The sequence below is a fragment of the Pseudomonas extremaustralis genome (genome assembly GCF_900102035.1).
Lineage (GTDB): Bacteria > Pseudomonadota > Gammaproteobacteria > Pseudomonadales > Pseudomonadaceae > Aquipseudomonas > Aquipseudomonas extremaustralis.
Window position 1 is genome coordinate 6512494 of the sequence record NZ_LT629689.1, and the last position, 17168, is coordinate 6529661.

The window sequence follows — 17168 nt, forward strand, 5'->3', positions numbered from 1 at the left end:
CCATGGCCTTCACGGACGCAGAAAAGACAGATATTCGGCGATTCTGCGGGTTTCCTCTGTTTGGCGGAGTGCCGACACAGGCATTCGGTCACCGGTTCTACCAGCAGTACGGCACGCTTGAGTTCCGCCTGAACAACATGCAGCCCTCGGAAGAGGCGGTAATCAGGGTCACATACCTGGCCAACCTCTACCTGCTTGAGACTGATGTGATCAGCACGCGGGAAAACCTCGATACAGATCAGGCGGCCGTGTGGGTTCACAATAAAAACGAGCAGCGCGATCGTGATCGCCTGTTTGACTCATGGAGTCGCCGTCTTTGCGGCTTCCTCGGCATTCCCCCGGGCCCAGCCTTGGGTGATGGCGGCTTGACCCTGGTGGTGTGACATGGACGGCACAAAGCTCCAGGCCAAGATTTACAAAGGGTACGGGCAGGCAGCCAAGCGTATCGGTTTCGACTACCAGCAATTTCGCGCCACGAGCGCCAGTAACCCGCTGTCGTCAACCGCTTTGCAGACGCTGCCTGCGTCGTTCACCACGAATTTCAGCTACTCCGCGCCGAACAAGTACGGGCAGGCAACTTGGCTGGGCCTGTTCGACGCGCGCACCTTCGATGTTGGTGACTTCCTCGTCGGCCGGCAGGGCACGTTCTTCGTCGCCGCTATGCAGGACACGCTGCCGATTTACTGCGTGCAGACGAATCGCGTTGTGAGCGTGCTGCGCGATCACCAGGATCAAAGCGTTGGTCTTGGCGCCTACTCGGGCGGTACTCGGGCGACTGAGGTCGCACTCATGCAGGGCTGGCCCGCCAGCATCCTGCAGGGCACGAAGGGCGAAACCAACGACGCCAAGCTGCCGCTGGACGTGAAAACGCCGTGGTGGCTGATCCTCATGCCCGCCTATCCAGGCATCGTTTTGCGCACCAGTGACGTGATCCGGTGCGAATTGGGCCGGAAATACGTGATTTCGAGCGCTGAACTGACCGATATGGGCTGGCGCATCACCGCAATGCAGGCGCAGGTGTGACGATGGATACAGGAAGCGCGTTTCGCGATCACCTTCAGTCAAGTCCGGCGGCCTGCGCGTTCCGAAAGTCGTGGAATGGCGAGGCCTACATTCGATACAGCGGCCTTGGCCTGACTATTCACCGCCAGCATGACCCTGAAAGCTATCCCTATGCCTTCAGCTTCGAAGATTTCACCGCTGAAGACTGGGAGTTGGCGTAATGGCGAGCCTTACCGACGTACTGAAGCAGGTCGCGGCTCAGATTGCGGCCTTGGTCTACACGAGCGGAACGGGGCAGCCAAGCGTTGCCGGGTTCCCGATCCGGGTTTACCCGGGCTGGCCTGTGCCCGAACAACTTGAGGCCGACCTGGGCGCCGGGATTGCGCACATCAGCGTTTACCCGCACGGCAAGGACAGAAGCACAACTCGCTACCTGGGCCGCTCATGGATTCCGCTGACGGCACCGGTCCACACGCTGACCATGACCGTCGCTGGGTCGACTGTGACCCTCTCCGGCACGATCAGCGCCCAGAACATCATGATCAACCTGAACGGCACCAGCTATGTCTATGCCGTGCAGCAGTCGGACACGCTCACGAGTGCAGCCACTGCGCTTGCGTATCTGATCCCGGGCGCGACCAGCTCGGGACCGGTTATCACGCTCACAGGGGCTCATGCGGTCCTGGCCAGAGTCGGCGGCTTCGGCACGGCCTACAAGGAAACGAAGCGCCAGGAACAGTCAGTGCAGGTCATCGTCTGGGCCAACAGCCCTGCAGCGCGTGACGCAGTGGTCAGCCCGCTCGACTCGGCCCTGTCCGACAGCAACAACATCTCTTTCGTCGACGGCTCGTTCGGCGTCATCCGCTCCAACGGCTCGCTGATGACCGACCAGCTCCAGAAGGCCGATCTGTACCGGGTCGACCTGTTCTACATGATTGATTACGCAACAACGCAGACGATGCAAGCGGCCGAGGCCATTGCGCCGGTGCTGGAAATCGACAACGCCCAGACCGGGCTTCCTGAAATCATTCGAAACCCTTGAGGCCCGCTATGGACTCCGATACCCCAGATACCCCAGTCGCTGCGCCGGCCCCAAAGGCTCAGGCAGCGACATCGCCGTACAAGCTGATTGTCAAGTTCGCCTTCGCTGACTATCAGGTCGGCCAAGAGATCTCCGACGCCGATGAGGTCGCCGCCGTACTGGCTGGCGACTGCGACGGCAAGGTCCTGAAAGTCGCCAACGCCTAACAAGCGAAACCCACACACAAAAAGCCGCCCACTGAGGCGGCTTTTTCATTAGGAGGACGCCATGCCCATTTACCCGGCAGGCAGCTTGAACACGGCGGCACTTCAGGCCCCGGATCTCTACATCCAGATCGTTCCACCGAAAACGCGCTACATCAACGGCGTGGCCACTGACATCCTGGGCATCGTCGGCATTGCTGACTGGGGCCCAGTGAACAGCGCCACGCTGATTGGCTCGCCCGGTGATGCGTCGCAGAAGTTCGGTACTCAGACCGTGCGCAAGTACGACCTGTGCACCGCTATCGCCGTGTCGATCCAGACCGGAGCCTCGAACATCCGTGCCGTGCGGGTTACCGACGGCACCGATACCGCGGCGACCAGCACGCTCAAGGATACTGCCGCCGCAACTGGCGCTACCCTGACTGCGTACTACACCGGCACCCTGGGCAACTCGCTGAGCGCTACCCTGTCCACCGGTTCAGCCGCATCGAGCTGGAAGCTGACCATTTCGCTGCCAGGCGTGTCGCCCGAAGTGTTCGACAACATCACCGGCACCGGCCTGGGGCTGTGGCAGAACATCGTCAGCGCGGTCAACAACGGTCAATCCGGCATTCGCGGCGCGTCTCAGTTGGTCGTGGCCACCGTCGGCGCTACCACGCTGGCCCCGGTCGCGCTGACCCAGACCGTTGCGTTCACGTCGGGCACGTCGGGCAACACCACGTTGACTGACGCCGTGCTGGTTGGCGTGGACGGCGTTATCGGCTCGGCCCGCAAAGGCATGTACGCGCTGCGCGGCACCGGCGCCCAGGTCGCCAACTTGGTCGACGTCACCGAAAGCACCCAGTGGCCGACCATGCTGACCTACGGCTTGTCCGAGGGCTGCTACATGGTCACCCAGGGCGTTGCCGGCGCTTCCTACACCACCGTCGCCACCGCGCTGACCACCGCCGGCTGTGACAGCTACGCTTTGAAGGTGCTGTCGGGTGACTGGGTGTACTGGCAGGACCAAGTGAACGGCCAGCAGCGCATGATCGCGCCGGCTACCTTCTCCGCCGCCAAGATCGCAGCGCTGTCGCCGCACCAGAACGCCCTGAACAAGTCGATTACCAACGCGGTGTCGACTCAGCGCAACCTGGCTCAGCAGCCGTACAGCATTGCCGAAATCGGCGCGATCAACGCCGCGCGCCTGGACGTCATCACCAACCCATGCCCGGGCGGCAGCTACTTCGGCCATCGTTCCGGACTGAACTGCTCCAGCAACTCGGCGGTGAACGGCGACAACTACACCCGGATGACGAACTTCATCTCGCTGACCATCGCGGCCTCGTTCGGCGGTGTGATCGGCCAGTTGCAGACCCCGGATGTGCGCCGGACCACCAAGTCGACCATGGAGAGCTTCCTCCAGAACCTGGTTGATCAGGGAATGATCGGCGACGTCAACGGCGGTGCGGCTTTCTCGGTACAGATCGATGCCGCAAACAACCCGGATTCGCGCGTTGCCCTGGGCTACATGCAGGCCGACGTGCAGGTCAAGTACCTGTCCGTGATCCGCTACTTCCTCGTCAACCTCGAAGCCGGCCAGTCCGTCTCGATCGTTGCCTCCGCCACCCCCCGCGCCGCGTAAGCGACGAACCACTATCAAGCCCGGCCTAGCGCCGGGTTTTTCGTTTGGAGAACGCCATGCAAGGTGGATACAACACGGGGAAAGACGTCGCGATCGACATCAATACCCCCAATGGCCCGATCAGGCTGAGCAAGATCATGTCCTTCGATTCGAAACCGAAGGTCACCAACCAGGAAATTACACCGCTCAACGGCCAAACCGATGAGCTGATGATCCCTAAAGGCTGGACCGGCACCTTCGAGGCTGAGCGCGTCGATTCGACCCTCGATGACTGGTGGGCCCAGTTCGAAAGCGACTACTACAACGGTGTAAACCAGAACCCGGCAACGATCACTGAAACCATTCAGGAGGTCAGCGGCGGACAGACCGTGTGGCGCTATACCAACGTGATCCTGAAACTTGAGGATGCCGGCAAGAAGGAGGGCGACAAGACGATCCGTCAGTCGATGTCCTTCACCGCCCGCCGTCGTCAAAAAGTTTCCTAACCCCGTTTGCATGGCAGCCCGGCAGGGCGCGGGACTCGTCACCCCGCACGCCATGCTCCTTGACGACTCACTGACCAGAGGTTTTGCCCATGGCTACCGTAAAAGTTACCGAATCTGCTGCGCCGGTCCACGTTGACCAGAAACCCAAATTCACCACCATCCACGACAGTCTGGGCCGCACCATTCAGCTCCGAAAGTTGGGCCCGCTGGAACAGGGTCGTATCGTGATGGCTGTCGGCGGCGAAATTGCCGGTAACCAGACCTACATGTCGGGCTTCGCGCTGCCGGCCGCTATGGTCGTCTACATCGACGACGTCGGTTTTGGTCTGCCGCAGACCAACAAGCAGATCGAAGCCGTGCTGCAGGAGTTGGGCGAAGAGGGCATGAACGCCATCAACGAGCACTTCGAAGAAAAGTACAAGGCCGCCCAGGCTGAAGCCGAGGCCAAAGCACTCAAGGAAGGGCTTAACGCCGAGCAGGCCGCAGCAAAAAACTAGCAACGAACCCCGAGTTTCGCCGGGATTGTTGGCTGGTGAAAAACGGGGTTCCGTTCGATCGCCTGTTCGAATGCGGCCCGCTGGAAGACTACGAGCGCTTCGCCTTCTCCATCCTGTTCTCGGACTTTGAGGGTGCTGGCGTCTTCAACTGGCACACCATGCAGTTCGACAAGAAGGATTGAGCCATGGAGTTCAAAGACCTGGGCAGCCTAGCGCTGCATATGGCCGGGCAAGAGGTGGCATTGCTTGCCAGTCTGCATGCTGGGCTTGAGAAGTGCGCCGTGCGCGTTGAGCAGACCGCAAAAGCAGAGATCGGCCACTATCAGGCAGGTATTGGCCCATTCCCGGCCTGGGCCGAGTTGGCCGAGTCTACGGAAGAGCACAAGGCGAAGATGGGCTACCCGGCCGACTCCCCGCTGCTCGCCAGCGGCGAAATGCAGGGAAGCGTTGCGCACACCACGGGCATCTTGGAAGCCGTCATCGGCTCAACCGACCCGAAGATGGTCTATCACGAGTTCGGCACACCAAAAATGCCGGCGCGCCCAGTGATGGGGCCGGCACTTCTGACAAACAAGGAGTTCATCCGCCGCACGCTGGGTGCTGCGACGGTGGCGGGGCTTATCGGCGGGCAGGCGATCCACGCATCACTGGGGTACGACGGAAAAATTTAGCGCTTATTTAGGAAGCCCTTAGGCATCCAAAAAGCGTTCTTTCCCTGAGTCGAAACCCAGATTGAATGGGAGTCCTCTGGGTTATTCATAATCAATACGTTCTGCTTGTTTTTGCCTATCTCGCACCTTTGAAGCGCCTCGTCAAAAGTTGAAACTTTTGCCCTGGATCGCAACGTGGCGATTAGCTCGCCATTCTCACCCTCAAGCTCTGGATCCCCAGTCTCTGGCGAGATGTTTGGCAGCTTCCCAGTTAGCTGATACATAACGGACGCAATACCAATTGCTGTGTTTGTGTATTCAGAAAGCTCTCTAGTCTGGCAAGCGTAGAAAAAATCACTTTTTGTCGAGTATGTGACTGCTTTATCGCCGGGGTTGCATGTTGCGACCAGGCAAGTCTTGCTCATATCCGCAGCGCTAGCCATTGAAGCGGCAGTTATAGACAGCAGAAAAATCCATTTATTCATAGTTCACCCGAAAAGGACTGAGTACAGGACGACGGCGACCACCGCCAGTGCGCCGCCAGCAAAGACCATCACCAAGCTGCTGAGCGTGAACACGAGTAGGCCCGTCTGGATGCCCATTCCCTGACGCCTCGGCGCATCCACCGCATCCATATCCTGAATCCGGCCATTCACCCACTGATACGTGCGCTGATTATTTGCCATGTGATCCAACACCACAAAAGGAAAGCTCATTATGGCATTTGAGGCGTATTCCGTCGCCGTCAAGCTGTCGCTGATCAACCACGTCAGTGCTGGCATGGCCATGATCAGCAAGAGCCTGGCCTCTACCGGTGGTGACGTCGACAAGCTGAATGCAAAGCTGGCCTCGATCGGTAAGCAGGGCGCAATCGGCGCCGCGATGTTCGCCGGCGGCCTGGGCTTGGCCTCGATGCTCAAGGGGCCGCTCGACGAAGCGAAGAAATTCCAAAACGAGACGGAGCGCTTCCGATCCCTTGGCCTGGGCGACAAGGTCACCGCCGACGCGGTGAAGTTCGCCAGCGGTATGAACACCTACGGCACCAGCATTCGCGAAAACCTCGGTCTGCTGCGTGACGCTCAGACGGTATTCGGCGACTTCCACGAAGCGCAGATGGTGACCCCGCTCCTGGCGAAGATGAAATTCGCCAACGCCGCGCTGTACGGCGATGAAGGCGGCGCCATGAAAGACCGAGCCTTCATGGACATGCTGAAGGTCATCGAGATGCGCGGCGGCCTGTCCAGCCAGGAAGCATTCACCAACCAAGCCAACATGGTCCAGCGCGTACAGACCGCAACCGGCGGCCGGGTAGGGGCCAACGAGTACCTGAACTTCATCAAAACCGGTGGCGTTGCTGCCAAAGGTATGAAGGATGAAAACTTCTACTACGCCATGGAGCCGCTGATCCAGGAGATGGGCGGCAACCGCGTAGGTACGGGCCTGATGTCGGCCTATCAGAACTTGGTGCAGGGCCGAACCACCCAGCGCGCCGCCAACGAGCTGATGCGCATCGGCATGCTCAATCCGAAGATGGTCGACTACGACAAGGTCGGCAACATCAAGCAGATCAAGCCCGGCGCCGTGTCGGGTAGCGACATCATGATCTCTGACCCTATGAAGTGGATGCAGACGGTCATGCTGCCTGCGTTTGCAAGCAAGGGGATCACTGACAAGCAGGCGATCCTCAACGAAATCGGCGCTATCTTCACTAACCGCACCGCCTCACAGCTCTATTCGACGATGTACCTGCAACAGGCGAACATCGCGAAGAACTTCAAGCTGAACAGCGGCGCTGCGGGCATTGATGAACTTGATGCGAACGCTAAAAAGACGCTTACCGGCAAGCTGATTGAGCTGGACAAGAAGTGGCTCGACCTGCAGCTCAAGCTCGGCGACGTGATCCTCCCGCTGGCTATCAGGGCCGTGGATGGTCTCAATAACGCCATCAAGAACCTGACCGTCTGGATCGACGCCAACCCCAGCAAGGTCAAGGCGCTGACATACGCCTTCATGGGGCTGTCGGCATTCCTGATCACCGGCGGCCTGATCAATATGATCATCGCCGCCGGGCGCGGGTTCTGGCTGCTGGCCAAAGCACTGATATTTGTCGGGACTGGTGGTCTTGCCCCACTCATTCCCTGGATAGCCAGAATGGCGACCTATCTCGTAATGGGGGCGACCGGCTTTGCAAAGTTCCTTTTGGTTGCAGGTCGATTCCTGCTCCTTAACCCGATCGGCCTAGTCATCACCGCTATCGCCGCCGCCGCCTTCCTGCTCTGGAACAACTGGTCGGAGATCAGTGGCGCGCTGAAGCTGATGTGGAGCGACATGAAGACCGGCTTCATCCAGCTATTCCATGGCGACATCGGCGGGGCGTTCAAGTCCTTCGCGCTGGTGTTCCTGACCGGCTGGCAGACGATCTTCAACACGCTAATCGCTGGGGCGAACACCATCCTGCCAGCGTCGATGCAGATCTCGAAGACCACGTTCGCCGACGAGTACAGAAAAACTGTGCCCGGGGCTGCCCAGCTTGTCGCCCCAGTCCCAGCCAAGGATTACAGCAAGGACCCAATCATTGTGCAGATGAACATGGACGGAAAGCGCGTGGCTGAGGTGGTGGTTGACCGAATGACCAAGTCTGCAACCAAGCCGCGCACCGGCACCCAGGGCTTTGACCCGACTCGCAGCATGTTGATGCCTGGAACCCCAAGCACAGCACTACCAAGGGGATAACCGATGAGTCTCACAACCTTCCTGGACAACTTCGCCCCAGGTGGGGACCCGTTCGCCACGCGCTTGATTGTGGGCGACGTGGAGTTCACCGGGCTTGAGGTTCCAGAGTCGGTCACGATTGGCGCCAAGCAGCAGATGGTTGTTCACAAGCTGGTGGGCGGGAAGCGAATCGTCGACGTGCTTGGGGTCGACTACGACAACCTGTCGTGGTCTGGCTGGATGACCGGCGCGACGGCAGGGGAGCGGGTGACCGCACTCGAAACCCTGCGCGACGTCGGCGCACCGCTGGCCTTCAGCATCGACGGCTACTACTTCAGCGTGCTGATCCAGTCGTTCAACCAGCGCTTTGAGCACGTCTACCGCCGCTTCTACAGCATCGACCTGCTCATTGTGTCGAGCCTCGACACGCCAGTCACCGAGAACGCCCTGGCCGGCACGCTCGACAACCTGATCAACAGCGACGTCGGCGAATCGCTCGGCCTGGCCAGCATCATCAATTCCAGCGCCGTGACAACTGCCATCGATACCGTGAAGAGCGCGGTGTCGCAGGTCCAGGGGTTCGCCAACGCGACAATCGACACCGTGCAAACGGTGATCCGGCCGCTGGTGGCCGCCCAGGCGATTGTCCAGTCCGTGATTGCACAGGTTGGGGCGTCAGTGAACGACATCACAACCCTCGGCGGCCTGGTGCCGGGCAACCCGGTAGCGCGCGCCGCCAACAACGTACTGCGCCAGAGCGCCGCCCTGACCCAGCTCGCGCCGCTCTATCAGATGCAGAGCGTGCTGGACAGGATGCAGAAGAACGTCCTGTCCGGGCCACTGGCAAACGGCACGTCGAGCGTCACGACCAGCAACAGCAGCCTGCAAAAAGTCGCAGCCGACGCCTACGGCGACCAGTCCCGTTGGACCGAGATCGCCGCGGCGAACAGCATCACCGACCCGCGCCTCGACGGCATCCAGACCATCAAAATCCCAGTAGGTGAATAAGTGGACCTGAATACCAAGGAGACGGAGCAACTCGTCCGGCAGGTGGTCGGCCGCCTGCTCCTGAACGGTGTCCATGTGCCGTTCTACTCGTTCGACGTCGACAGCAACGCCTTCTACTCAGCCGATACTTTCTCGGCCGTGCTGGTGATGAGTGATTTGCCAGCACCCTACAACACCATGAGTTGGTGGGGCTCGCAGACCTCGATTGACATCTCGATCTGGGCCGGCCTGATCAATCAGGGGACGCAGGACTGGAAGGAGCTAATCGTCGGCGCCGTGGATCACCTTTCAATCCATCCTGCGAAATTTGAAGTAAATATCAGCGGCCGGGACTACACAAGCCGCTTCATCGATCACAAGACCAACGAGAAATTCGCAAACCTGACCACAAGTCAGGTGGCCACGTTGCTGGCCACGCGCCGCGGGCTAACCCCAGTTGTAACCGCAACGACTACCCAGGTCGGAGGGATTACGAAGTGGGACCATGTGCATGTGAGCGATGAGCGCACTGAGTGGGACCTTCTGGCCTACTTGGCTGGGATTGATGGGTTTCAAGTCTATGTGGCGGGCAACGAGCTGCACTACGAGCCATCACTTGACCCACAGACATCCGATCAGTACGTGATCCGCTGGGTGCAGCCGGATGCCTACCACTATCCGCAATCGAATACGGCCGACGACATTACTTTTGAGCGCGACCTCACCCTGGCGCTCGGCGTAACGGTGCAGGTCATCTCCTACAAAGGCGGGAAGGTGGTCAAGTCCACCTACCCGAACAACTCGGCAAAGGGTATTGCCCCAGGTCAATCCACGTCGAAGCGCCAAGTCTACGAGATCAAGCGCAACGGCCTGGATAAAGCCCAGGCAACACAGTTGGCCCAGAAGATCCACAAGCAGATCACCGACCACGAAATGCGCATGTCCTGCTCGATGCCGGGCGACAACCTGCTCATGCCGAACACCATCGTGCGCCAGGAAGGCACGGGCTCGGGGTTTGATCAGCTCTATTACGTCGACGCCGTGCGCCGATCGATGAGCTTTGACGCTGGCTACACGATGAGCCTGACCGCCAAGAACCATAACCCCAACTCACTGGTGCAGCCATGATCATGATCGATGACTTCATGAATGCGGCCAGGCAGCGCCTCGGCGATGACGGGACTGGTCCCCGCACCGGCACCATCACCAGCTACGACCCTGCCAATGGCGTGGTGAAGGTTGCCATCCAGCCAGAAGGCCGCGAGACGAATTGGATCAATCTTGACTGCCCCGGCGTTGGCAACGGCTGGGGCGTGCAGATCGGCCCGCAGATCGGTGATGAGGTGACGGTTTCGTTCGACTCATCCGACCCGAACCTCGGCAAGGTCACGGCGCGCCACACCAACTCGCTGAATCTTCCGATGCCGGTGCCGTCCGGTGAGATCTGGATGGTTCACCAGTCCGGCTCCCTGCTCAAGTTCAACTCCGACGGCACCGTCACGCTGCATTCCGCCGTGGCAATCAGCTATGACGCCCCGGCCCACCAGTTTACGGGCGGCCCGGTCACGATGGATCACACCCTCACCGTGACCGACTCGATAGGCATCGTGGTCACCGGTGGCGACGTCAAAGCCGACACGATCAGCCTGAAACTTCACAAAGCCAGCCAGGTCATGCCGGGCACCGGGACATCTGGAGCGCCTGTGCCATGAAAGACCTGAATCACTACGCCGGCGGCGACCTATCGCTGTCGCCGACTGGCAGCCTCTCGACGGTAGAAGGCATCGAGCGTGGAAAGCAGCGAATCCTGCGGCGGCTTATCACCAATCCAGGCGACTACCTGTTCCACACAGAGTACGGCGCCGGCCTGGGCCGATACGTCGGCGCGCTGACCAACATCCCCGAGATCATCGCCCTGATTCGCGGGCAGATCCTGCTTGAGGACTGCGTGGCGAAAAAGCCGGCGCCGGTCATTTCGGTCTCGACTGACAACGAGACCCTTTCCGTGACTATCAGCTACACCGATGCGCCGCTTGGCGAGCCGGTGACGCTCTCGTTTGAGGTAAATCGCTGATATGGCATCGCTCAATATTAAGGACTTCACCACGCTGGTACGGGACCAGGTTACGGCGATTCAGGGTCGCGCCGCCGGCCTTGTGGACTTCACTATCGGCTCCCTGCTGCGCGCCTGCGCCGAAAGCAACGCCAGCATCTTGCAGTGGCTGCAGCAGTTGATCGTCACGCTGCTGGCCACCACGCGCGCTTCCACGTCGTCTGGAGCCGACCTTGATAGCTGGATGGCCGACTTTGGCTTCTATCGGCTTTCTGCGAGCTTCTCTACCGGGAGCGTCACGTATTCCAGGTTCACGCCCACGGCTTCCGCGCTGATCCCGATTGGCTCAATCGTTGGCTCAGCCGACGGGTCGCAGCAGTACACGGTCACGATCGACACGACCAACACGATGTACAGCGCCGATCTTGGTGGATACCTGATCCCGGCCGGCACAGCGTCTGCCACTGTTCCGGTGGTGGCGAGCACTGCAGGTGCTGCCGGTAACGCCCTGATCGGCACGGTTACGGTTATCGTTGGCAGCATCAGCGGAATTGATACCGTGACCAACCTCGCCGTGTTCGCTGGCGGCGTCGACCAAGAAGAGGACTCTCCGTTCCGCGCGCGCTTTGTGCTTTGGGCGCAGTCGCTGTCGAAAGGTACGAAAGCTTCCATCGAATACGCGCTGGCCTCCATGCAGCAGGGCGTCAGCTACACGCTGACCGAGAACCAGGACTACAGCGGTAACGTTCTGTACGGCTACTTCTGCGCGGTGGTGGACGATGGAAGCGGGGCACCACCTGGGTCATTTTTGGTAACCGCGGGTGCCGCTATCGAATCGGCCAGGGCATTCACTACACGTTATGGAGTGTTCCCGCCGGTGCTGGTTACAGCAAACGTCGGCATGACTATCGCCACCGACTCCACGGTCGAACATAGCGTCGTGGTTGCCCAGGTGGTCACCGCTATTCAGGTGTACATATCCAGCCTGGCGCTCGGCCAGATCCTCCCCTATACGCAGCTCGCCGCAATTGCATATGGCGTCACCCCGGCCATCACCAACGTTTCAGCGGTGCTTTTGAACGGCGGCACGGCTGACCTGGCAGCAACCAATAAGCAGGTCATCCGACCGGGCACAGTGACGGTGGCTTAAATGAGCGTTGGCGACCAAGGCGACATGTTCGAACGGCTGAAAAGCCTGCTCCCTCTCGGGTGGTTTACCGACAACAACCCGGTGCGCGATGCTCTGCTGTGGGGCTACGCGCAGGCGCTTTCATGGGGGTTCACCCTCTATCTATATGCGAAGGCGCAGACCCGCATCAAGACGGCCACGGATGGCTGGCTCGACATCATCGGGCTCGACTTCTTTGGCAGCGGCCTGATTCGGTATGCAGGCCAGCTTGACGCGAGTTACCGCAACCGAATCCTGATCAACATCTTTCGTGAGCGAGCAACGCGACACGGCATGGATCAAGTGCTGTTCGATCTTACCGGCCGCCGGCCGCTGATCATTGAGCCTGCAAAGCCGGATGACTGTGGGTGTCTTGGGTTGACGCTCGGTCTTGGTGTTGCTGGCCCTCTTGGCTCGACCAGTTGCCCCTATCAGGCGTTTGTGACTGCGTATCGGCCAGCCGGGAACGGTGCCGCGAACTGGCCTGGCATTGCGACCAACTACTTCGGCCTGTCGATGACAAGCGGCCTACTGCCAGCCACCCAGCTTTTCCCGGAAGTCTCTGATGCCGACATCGTCGCCGCAATAGAGGCGACCAAGCCATACGGCACCACGGTCTGGTATCGCATTACCAACTGAAACCATTCATTCGAATCCAGGCCCGCCATGTGCGGGCCTTTTTTATGGGGCACCCATGGACAGACAGATCGTATATCCAGGCCAGATCTTGCCTGAAACCGCGCTTTTGCAGATGGCAAAAGACGCGATGATCGGTAGCGCCAAGCTCGCCGCCGCCATGCTCGGCACCAGCACCATCGCCAATGGCTTTGCCGTAACCCCGACAGGTCCAGCTTCGCTGCAGATCGTCGTGGCGCCAGGCGAGATCTATGCCATGGCCAACATCGACTCGCTGGCTTTCTCTACGCTGCCGGCCGACACCACGCATTCGATCCTGAAACAGGGGATCATGCTGGACGGGGTGACGCTGAGCTGCCCGGCGCCGACCACCACTGGCCAGTCGATCAACTACCTGGTACAGGTCACCTATCAGGATCAGGATTCGACGCCGGTCCTGCTGCCATACTACAACAGCGCCAACCCAGCGCTGCCCTATAGCGGCATGGGCAACAACGGGCTGACCCAGAACACTTCCCGCAAGGGGGTGGCGATCGTACAGGTCAAGGCTGGCGCCTCTGCTGCCACTGGCAGCCAAGTGACGCCGGCACCCGACAGCGGCTATGTCGGCCTGTTTGTGGCAACCGTAGCCTACGGCCAGACCACAATCACCTCCGGCAATATCACCCAATACGCAGGCGCGCCACTGCTGCCATCTGGCGTGCTTCAGTCTATTCAGGGTGGCAATACCACCTATGCCCTGGACACCGGCGCCGTAAATGCTTGCGCCGCCACCTTCTTTCCAGCGATTACAGCGCTGGTTGACGGGTTGACGTTGCGATTCAAGGCCGCCAACAGCAACAACGGCGCCACCACCTTCAGCCCTAACGGCATCTCTGCGGCCCCCATCGTTGGCGGCAACCACGCAGCCTTGCAAGGCGGCGAAATCGCAGCAACTGGCGATGTCTGGGTTCAGTGGAACAGTTCCATTGGGGGCGGCTCCTGGGTGCTTGTTGAAAGCAGCGGTGGCGGACTCCAGGTTGCCTCTGGCACGAAGTCTCAGCATGCGATCAGTGCGGGGCAGGCCCAGGCTCAGAGCGTCACTGCCTTCACTACGGCCGGCGTCTCCACTGCACTGACGCTTACCCCTGTTCCTGCGATTACCGCTTATGCTGCAAACCAACGCTTTCGTGTGAAATTTGGCCTGGACAGCACCGGCGCAGATACGCTGAACATTTCCGGACTTGGTGCAAAGAGCATCAAACAGTACGACTTCTCTGGTGCAAAAGTGGCGGCAGTATTTGCCGCTAACCAACTCGCCGATGTCGAATATGACGGCGTTGATTTTGTTCTTCTGGATCAGTTGCCATCTATTGCTGACTTCCTGAATACTCCACGGATTAACGTTGCATCAGCCGCAACAGTTAACCTCACAACCTCAGCTCCAGACACGCGAAACATTGCTATAACTGGAGCTATCAATATAGCCGGAGTTACAGTCGCAGCAGGGCGGCTATATTTTGTTACTTTTTTAGGCGCGTTAACACTTATAAATAGCGCAACACTTGTAACGCAGAGCGGCATGAATATTACAACCGCCCCTGGCGATACGTGTATTTTACGCGCGACGGCGGCTAACACTGTCGAGGTTCTCTGCTATACGCCGGGCATCCCGCAGGCTATTGGGTACTTGCAGACTACTCAGAATATGGCTAGCGCAAGATTTGTCGCAACTGACTACACTAACACGAGCGGGCGTCCAATTCTTCTTTCGGTTTACGCTAGTGTCGCAGCCTCAAACATACTAAGTTTGCTTGTTAACGGCGTAGTTGTTGCCCAAAACACTATAAACAACTCGGCGCCAGGGGCCAACTCAACTCTCACATTTGTTATTTTACCAGGTCAGGTTTACAGGGTTAACAGTGTTGTGGGCCTTGCCATGTGGACGGAGATTCGGGTATGACAATGTTTATTATTAGTGGTATGAAATTTTACGGTAACCCCGAACAGCCAACCGCAATATATTCGTATGAGGCTGACGGTTCTGCAGACTGGGTGATACCCAAAAGCTACGTCTTGTTGGATGAGGCGGGCTATAACGCAATACGTGCAATACAAGCCGCTGAAAATGCCCTGACACCAGAACAGCTTATTGCCGCCGCGCTGGCCGATCGAGACAATCTTTTGGCCACGGCAGCGCTGAGAATTGCACCGCTTCAAGATGCAGTAGACCTCGACGAAGCAACCCCGGAAGATATCGCGAACTTAAAGCTATGGAAGCAGTACAGGATTGCGCTGAATCGGCTCGAACAACAGACCGCCTACCCTACAACCATTAACTGGCCTGTAGCGCCGAACTGATCATAACGAGAACGTCGCTGCCGCCTTAGGGCGGCTTTTTTTCGTATGGAGAAAACCAAATGCTAAACATCATCAGGGCGATCTGCCAGTGGGTATTTCTGCTCGCCTGCAATATCGTCACCGACCTTGTCGGGCTGTTTGTTGTGGCTATCGCAATCCCGTTCCGTGTTGACGATGTAAGCAAGAGCGATGGTCGCCCGATAGTCAATCTTCCGCGCTGGGCATGGCTGTTCGGCAATGACTATGACGGGCTCCAAGGCGATAAGCGAGGCTGGTGGGCCGAAAACACACCATTCGGTTGGCCGGTCGACTCGTTCATGGCGATGTGGTGGTGGGCCGCGGTGCGCAACCCGGTCAACAACATGCGGTTCGTCAAGCTCTGGCAGGCGCCGATCAAGGGCAGCGCGATCACCTATGTGGGCGACTACACCGTCCGCGACCATCCTGGCGAGGCGGGTTGGCAGTTCGTGATCACCGAGAACGGCGGCAAGCGCTGGTATGGGTTCTACCTTGTTCACCAGTGGAGCGAGACGCGGGCCTTTGTGATCCGACTGGGCTTCAAGGTGCGGCCGGATGACGCCGGAACCGATGGCGAGCCTGTAGGCATGACCACGAAAATCAACTTCTACAAGGCGATCTGACATGCCAATCACCGAGCAGCAGTTGCTGCAGATCCTCCCGAACGCCGGCCGCCAAGCTGGCGTTTTTGTTCCTGTCCTGAACACGGCCATGGGCAAGTACGCAATTGTGACTCGCCTGCGTGTTGCCGCATTCATCGCCCAGGTCGGGCACGAGTCGGGCCAGTTGACGCGCCTGGTGGAAAACCTGAACTACAGCGCCGACGGGCTGATGAAGACCTGGCCGAGCCGGTTCGACTTGGTGCGAGCAACGGCATGTGCCCGCAAGCCTGAGCAGATAGCGAATGTCGTGTATGCCGATCGCATGGGTAACGCTGGCCCTGGTGACGGCTGGAAGTATCGCGGGCGAGGCCTGATCCAGGTGACTGGCAAGACGAACTATGCAGCCTGCGGAGAAGCCCTTGGCCTGGACCTGATCAATCAGCCTGAACTGCTGGAGCGGCCCCAATATGCAGCGATGTCGGCGGCATGGTTCTGGTCGGCCAATGGGCTGAATACCCTGGCCGATGCTGGCGACCTGACAAAGATCACCCGACGCATCAATGGTGGGCTCACCGGCCAGGCCGACCGCCAGGCGCTGTATGACAAGGCATTGAAGGTGCTGGCATGAGCACGATCTGGCTGAAAGCCCTTCCTTATATAGCAGCGGTGCTGCTGGCCCTTGGCGCGCTCTATGGCGCCTATCACCGCGGCGTGAGCAACACTAACGCGACGTGGCAGGCCGAATGGAACAGCCGCGATACACGCGATGCTCAGGCCAAGGAGCGGAACGAGGCCGCCGCGCGCGCCACAGAACAAGCCTGGCAACTCAAACTCGACAAGGTGACGGAAGATGGACAGCATGCGATCGATCAAGCGACTGGCGATGCTGCTACCGCTCGCGCTTCTGCTGACGGCCTGCGCGGAGCGGCCGACGCCCTTGCCGCTCGACTCGCAGCCAGTCAATCCGGCGGCAATTCCTGCACTGCCGCCGCAAGCGCGGCAGCTTCCCGTGCCGTCATGGTGCTTGCCGACGTGCTCAAGCGCGCTGATGAGAGATCGGGCGACCTGGCAGGATTTGCTGACCAAAGTCACAGCCGGGGAGTGACCTGCGAGCAGGCGTATGACAGTTTGGGTAAATAGGGATTGTGT

General features: G+C 59.4%; 24 protein-coding genes. 22 read left to right on the plus strand and 2 right to left on the minus strand.

Annotated elements, in window-relative coordinates:
• The first annotated feature begins 2 nt into the window (after positions 1-2).
• From BLR63_RS30140 to BLR63_RS30180, 10 genes are all read left to right on the plus strand, one after another.
• On the plus strand, positions 3-383 hold the full coding sequence (locus BLR63_RS30140; protein ID WP_010567946.1) for a hypothetical protein: 381 nt from the start codon (positions 3-5) through the stop codon (positions 381-383).
• Between the two features lies 1 nt (position 384).
• Complete coding sequence (locus BLR63_RS30145) at positions 385-1023, plus strand: hypothetical protein (RefSeq protein WP_010567947.1); 639 nt, start codon at positions 385-387, stop codon at positions 1021-1023.
• A gap of 2 nt (positions 1024-1025) precedes the next feature.
• Positions 1026-1223 carry a hypothetical protein gene (locus BLR63_RS30150; protein ID WP_042947878.1) on the plus strand — a complete coding sequence of 66 codons (198 nt, stop codon included), beginning with the start codon at positions 1026-1028 and terminating at the stop codon, positions 1221-1223.
• Positions 1223-2044, plus strand: a complete 822-nt coding sequence (locus BLR63_RS30155) for a hypothetical protein (protein ID WP_010567949.1) — start codon at positions 1223-1225, stop codon at positions 2042-2044. Before BLR63_RS30150 ends, BLR63_RS30155 begins: the two co-directional genes overlap by 1 nt.
• A gap of 8 nt (positions 2045-2052) precedes the next feature.
• Complete coding sequence (locus BLR63_RS30160) at positions 2053-2250, plus strand: hypothetical protein (protein ID WP_010567950.1); 198 nt, start codon at positions 2053-2055, stop codon at positions 2248-2250.
• A gap of 61 nt (positions 2251-2311) precedes the next feature.
• Positions 2312-3871, plus strand: coding sequence for a phage tail protein (locus BLR63_RS30165; protein ID WP_010567951.1), 1560 nt, complete (start codon positions 2312-2314; stop codon positions 3869-3871).
• A gap of 56 nt (positions 3872-3927) precedes the next feature.
• Complete coding sequence (locus tag BLR63_RS30170; RefSeq protein WP_010567952.1) at positions 3928-4356, plus strand: hypothetical protein; 429 nt, start codon at positions 3928-3930, stop codon at positions 4354-4356.
• Between the two features lie 89 nt (positions 4357-4445).
• A complete protein-coding gene (locus tag BLR63_RS30175; protein WP_010567953.1) occupies positions 4446-4853 on the plus strand; it encodes a hypothetical protein in 408 nt (135 codons plus the stop codon).
• A gap of 35 nt (positions 4854-4888) precedes the next feature.
• Complete coding sequence (locus tag BLR63_RS31420; protein WP_156791915.1) at positions 4889-5035, plus strand: hypothetical protein; 147 nt, start codon at positions 4889-4891, stop codon at positions 5033-5035.
• A gap of 3 nt (positions 5036-5038) precedes the next feature.
• The gene (locus BLR63_RS30180) at positions 5039-5524 is read left to right on the plus strand and encodes a phage protein, HK97 gp10 family (protein ID WP_010567954.1); all 486 of its coding nucleotides are present in this window, start codon (positions 5039-5041) and stop codon (positions 5522-5524) included.
• Here the strand turns inward: BLR63_RS30180 and BLR63_RS30185 are convergent.
• Together BLR63_RS30185 and BLR63_RS30190 are read right to left on the minus strand one after the other, a co-directional pair.
• Positions 5521-5988, minus strand: coding sequence for a hypothetical protein (locus BLR63_RS30185; protein ID WP_010567955.1), 468 nt, complete (start codon positions 5986-5988; stop codon positions 5521-5523). The genes BLR63_RS30180 and BLR63_RS30185 overlap by 4 nt on opposite strands.
• A 3-nt stretch (positions 5989-5991) precedes the next feature.
• Complete coding sequence (locus BLR63_RS30190; RefSeq protein WP_130926167.1) at positions 5992-6189, minus strand: hypothetical protein; 198 nt, start codon at positions 6187-6189, stop codon at positions 5992-5994.
• A 31-nt stretch (positions 6190-6220) separates the two neighbouring features.
• Here BLR63_RS30190 and BLR63_RS30195 point away from each other — a divergent pair, with 31 nt between their 5' ends.
• From BLR63_RS30195 to BLR63_RS30250, 12 genes are read left to right on the plus strand one after another with little or no spacing between them, the layout of a single operon-like run.
• Positions 6221-8236 (plus strand): phage tail tape measure protein, encoded by a 2016-nt coding sequence (locus BLR63_RS30195; RefSeq protein WP_010567957.1) that lies wholly within the window; start codon positions 6221-6223, stop codon positions 8234-8236.
• Positions 8237-8239: 3 nt separating this feature from the next.
• A complete protein-coding gene (locus tag BLR63_RS30200; protein ID WP_010567958.1) occupies positions 8240-9223 on the plus strand; it encodes a hypothetical protein in 984 nt (327 codons plus the stop codon).
• Complete coding sequence (locus BLR63_RS30205; protein WP_010567959.1) at positions 9224-10330, plus strand: Rhs element Vgr protein; 1107 nt, start codon at positions 9224-9226, stop codon at positions 10328-10330.
• Positions 10327-10914 (plus strand): phage baseplate assembly protein V, encoded by a 588-nt coding sequence (locus BLR63_RS30210; RefSeq protein ID WP_010567960.1) that lies wholly within the window; start codon positions 10327-10329, stop codon positions 10912-10914. The genes BLR63_RS30205 and BLR63_RS30210 overlap by 4 nt, the downstream gene beginning before the upstream one ends.
• Entirely contained in the window at positions 10911-11276 is a 366-nt protein-coding gene (locus tag BLR63_RS30215; protein WP_010567961.1) for a GPW/gp25 family protein, read from the plus strand. Before BLR63_RS30210 ends, BLR63_RS30215 begins: the two co-directional genes overlap by 4 nt.
• 1 nt (position 11277) lies before the next feature.
• Entirely contained in the window at positions 11278-12405 is a 1128-nt protein-coding gene (locus tag BLR63_RS30220; RefSeq protein WP_010567962.1) for a baseplate J/gp47 family protein, read from the plus strand.
• On the plus strand, positions 12406-13062 hold the full coding sequence (locus BLR63_RS30225) for a hypothetical protein (protein WP_010567963.1): 657 nt from the start codon (positions 12406-12408) through the stop codon (positions 13060-13062). It abuts the gene before it with no gap.
• 55 nt (positions 13063-13117) lie between these two features.
• Entirely contained in the window at positions 13118-15001 is a 1884-nt protein-coding gene (locus BLR63_RS30230; protein WP_010567964.1) for a hypothetical protein, read from the plus strand.
• Complete coding sequence (locus tag BLR63_RS30235; RefSeq protein WP_010567965.1) at positions 14998-15399, plus strand: tail fiber assembly protein; 402 nt, start codon at positions 14998-15000, stop codon at positions 15397-15399. The genes BLR63_RS30230 and BLR63_RS30235 overlap by 4 nt, the downstream gene beginning before the upstream one ends.
• A gap of 59 nt (positions 15400-15458) precedes the next feature.
• Positions 15459-16040: a DUF7338 family protein gene (locus BLR63_RS30240; protein ID WP_010567966.1), complete on the plus strand. Its 582-nt coding sequence runs from the start codon at positions 15459-15461 to the stop codon at positions 16038-16040.
• 1 nt (position 16041) lies between these two features.
• Positions 16042-16647, plus strand: coding sequence for a glycoside hydrolase family 19 protein (locus BLR63_RS30245; protein WP_083365988.1), 606 nt, complete (start codon positions 16042-16044; stop codon positions 16645-16647).
• Positions 16644-17159, plus strand: a complete 516-nt coding sequence (locus BLR63_RS30250; RefSeq protein WP_083365989.1) for a DUF2514 family protein — start codon at positions 16644-16646, stop codon at positions 17157-17159. The genes BLR63_RS30245 and BLR63_RS30250 overlap by 4 nt, the downstream gene beginning before the upstream one ends.
• Positions 17160-17168: the final 9 nt, after the last annotated feature.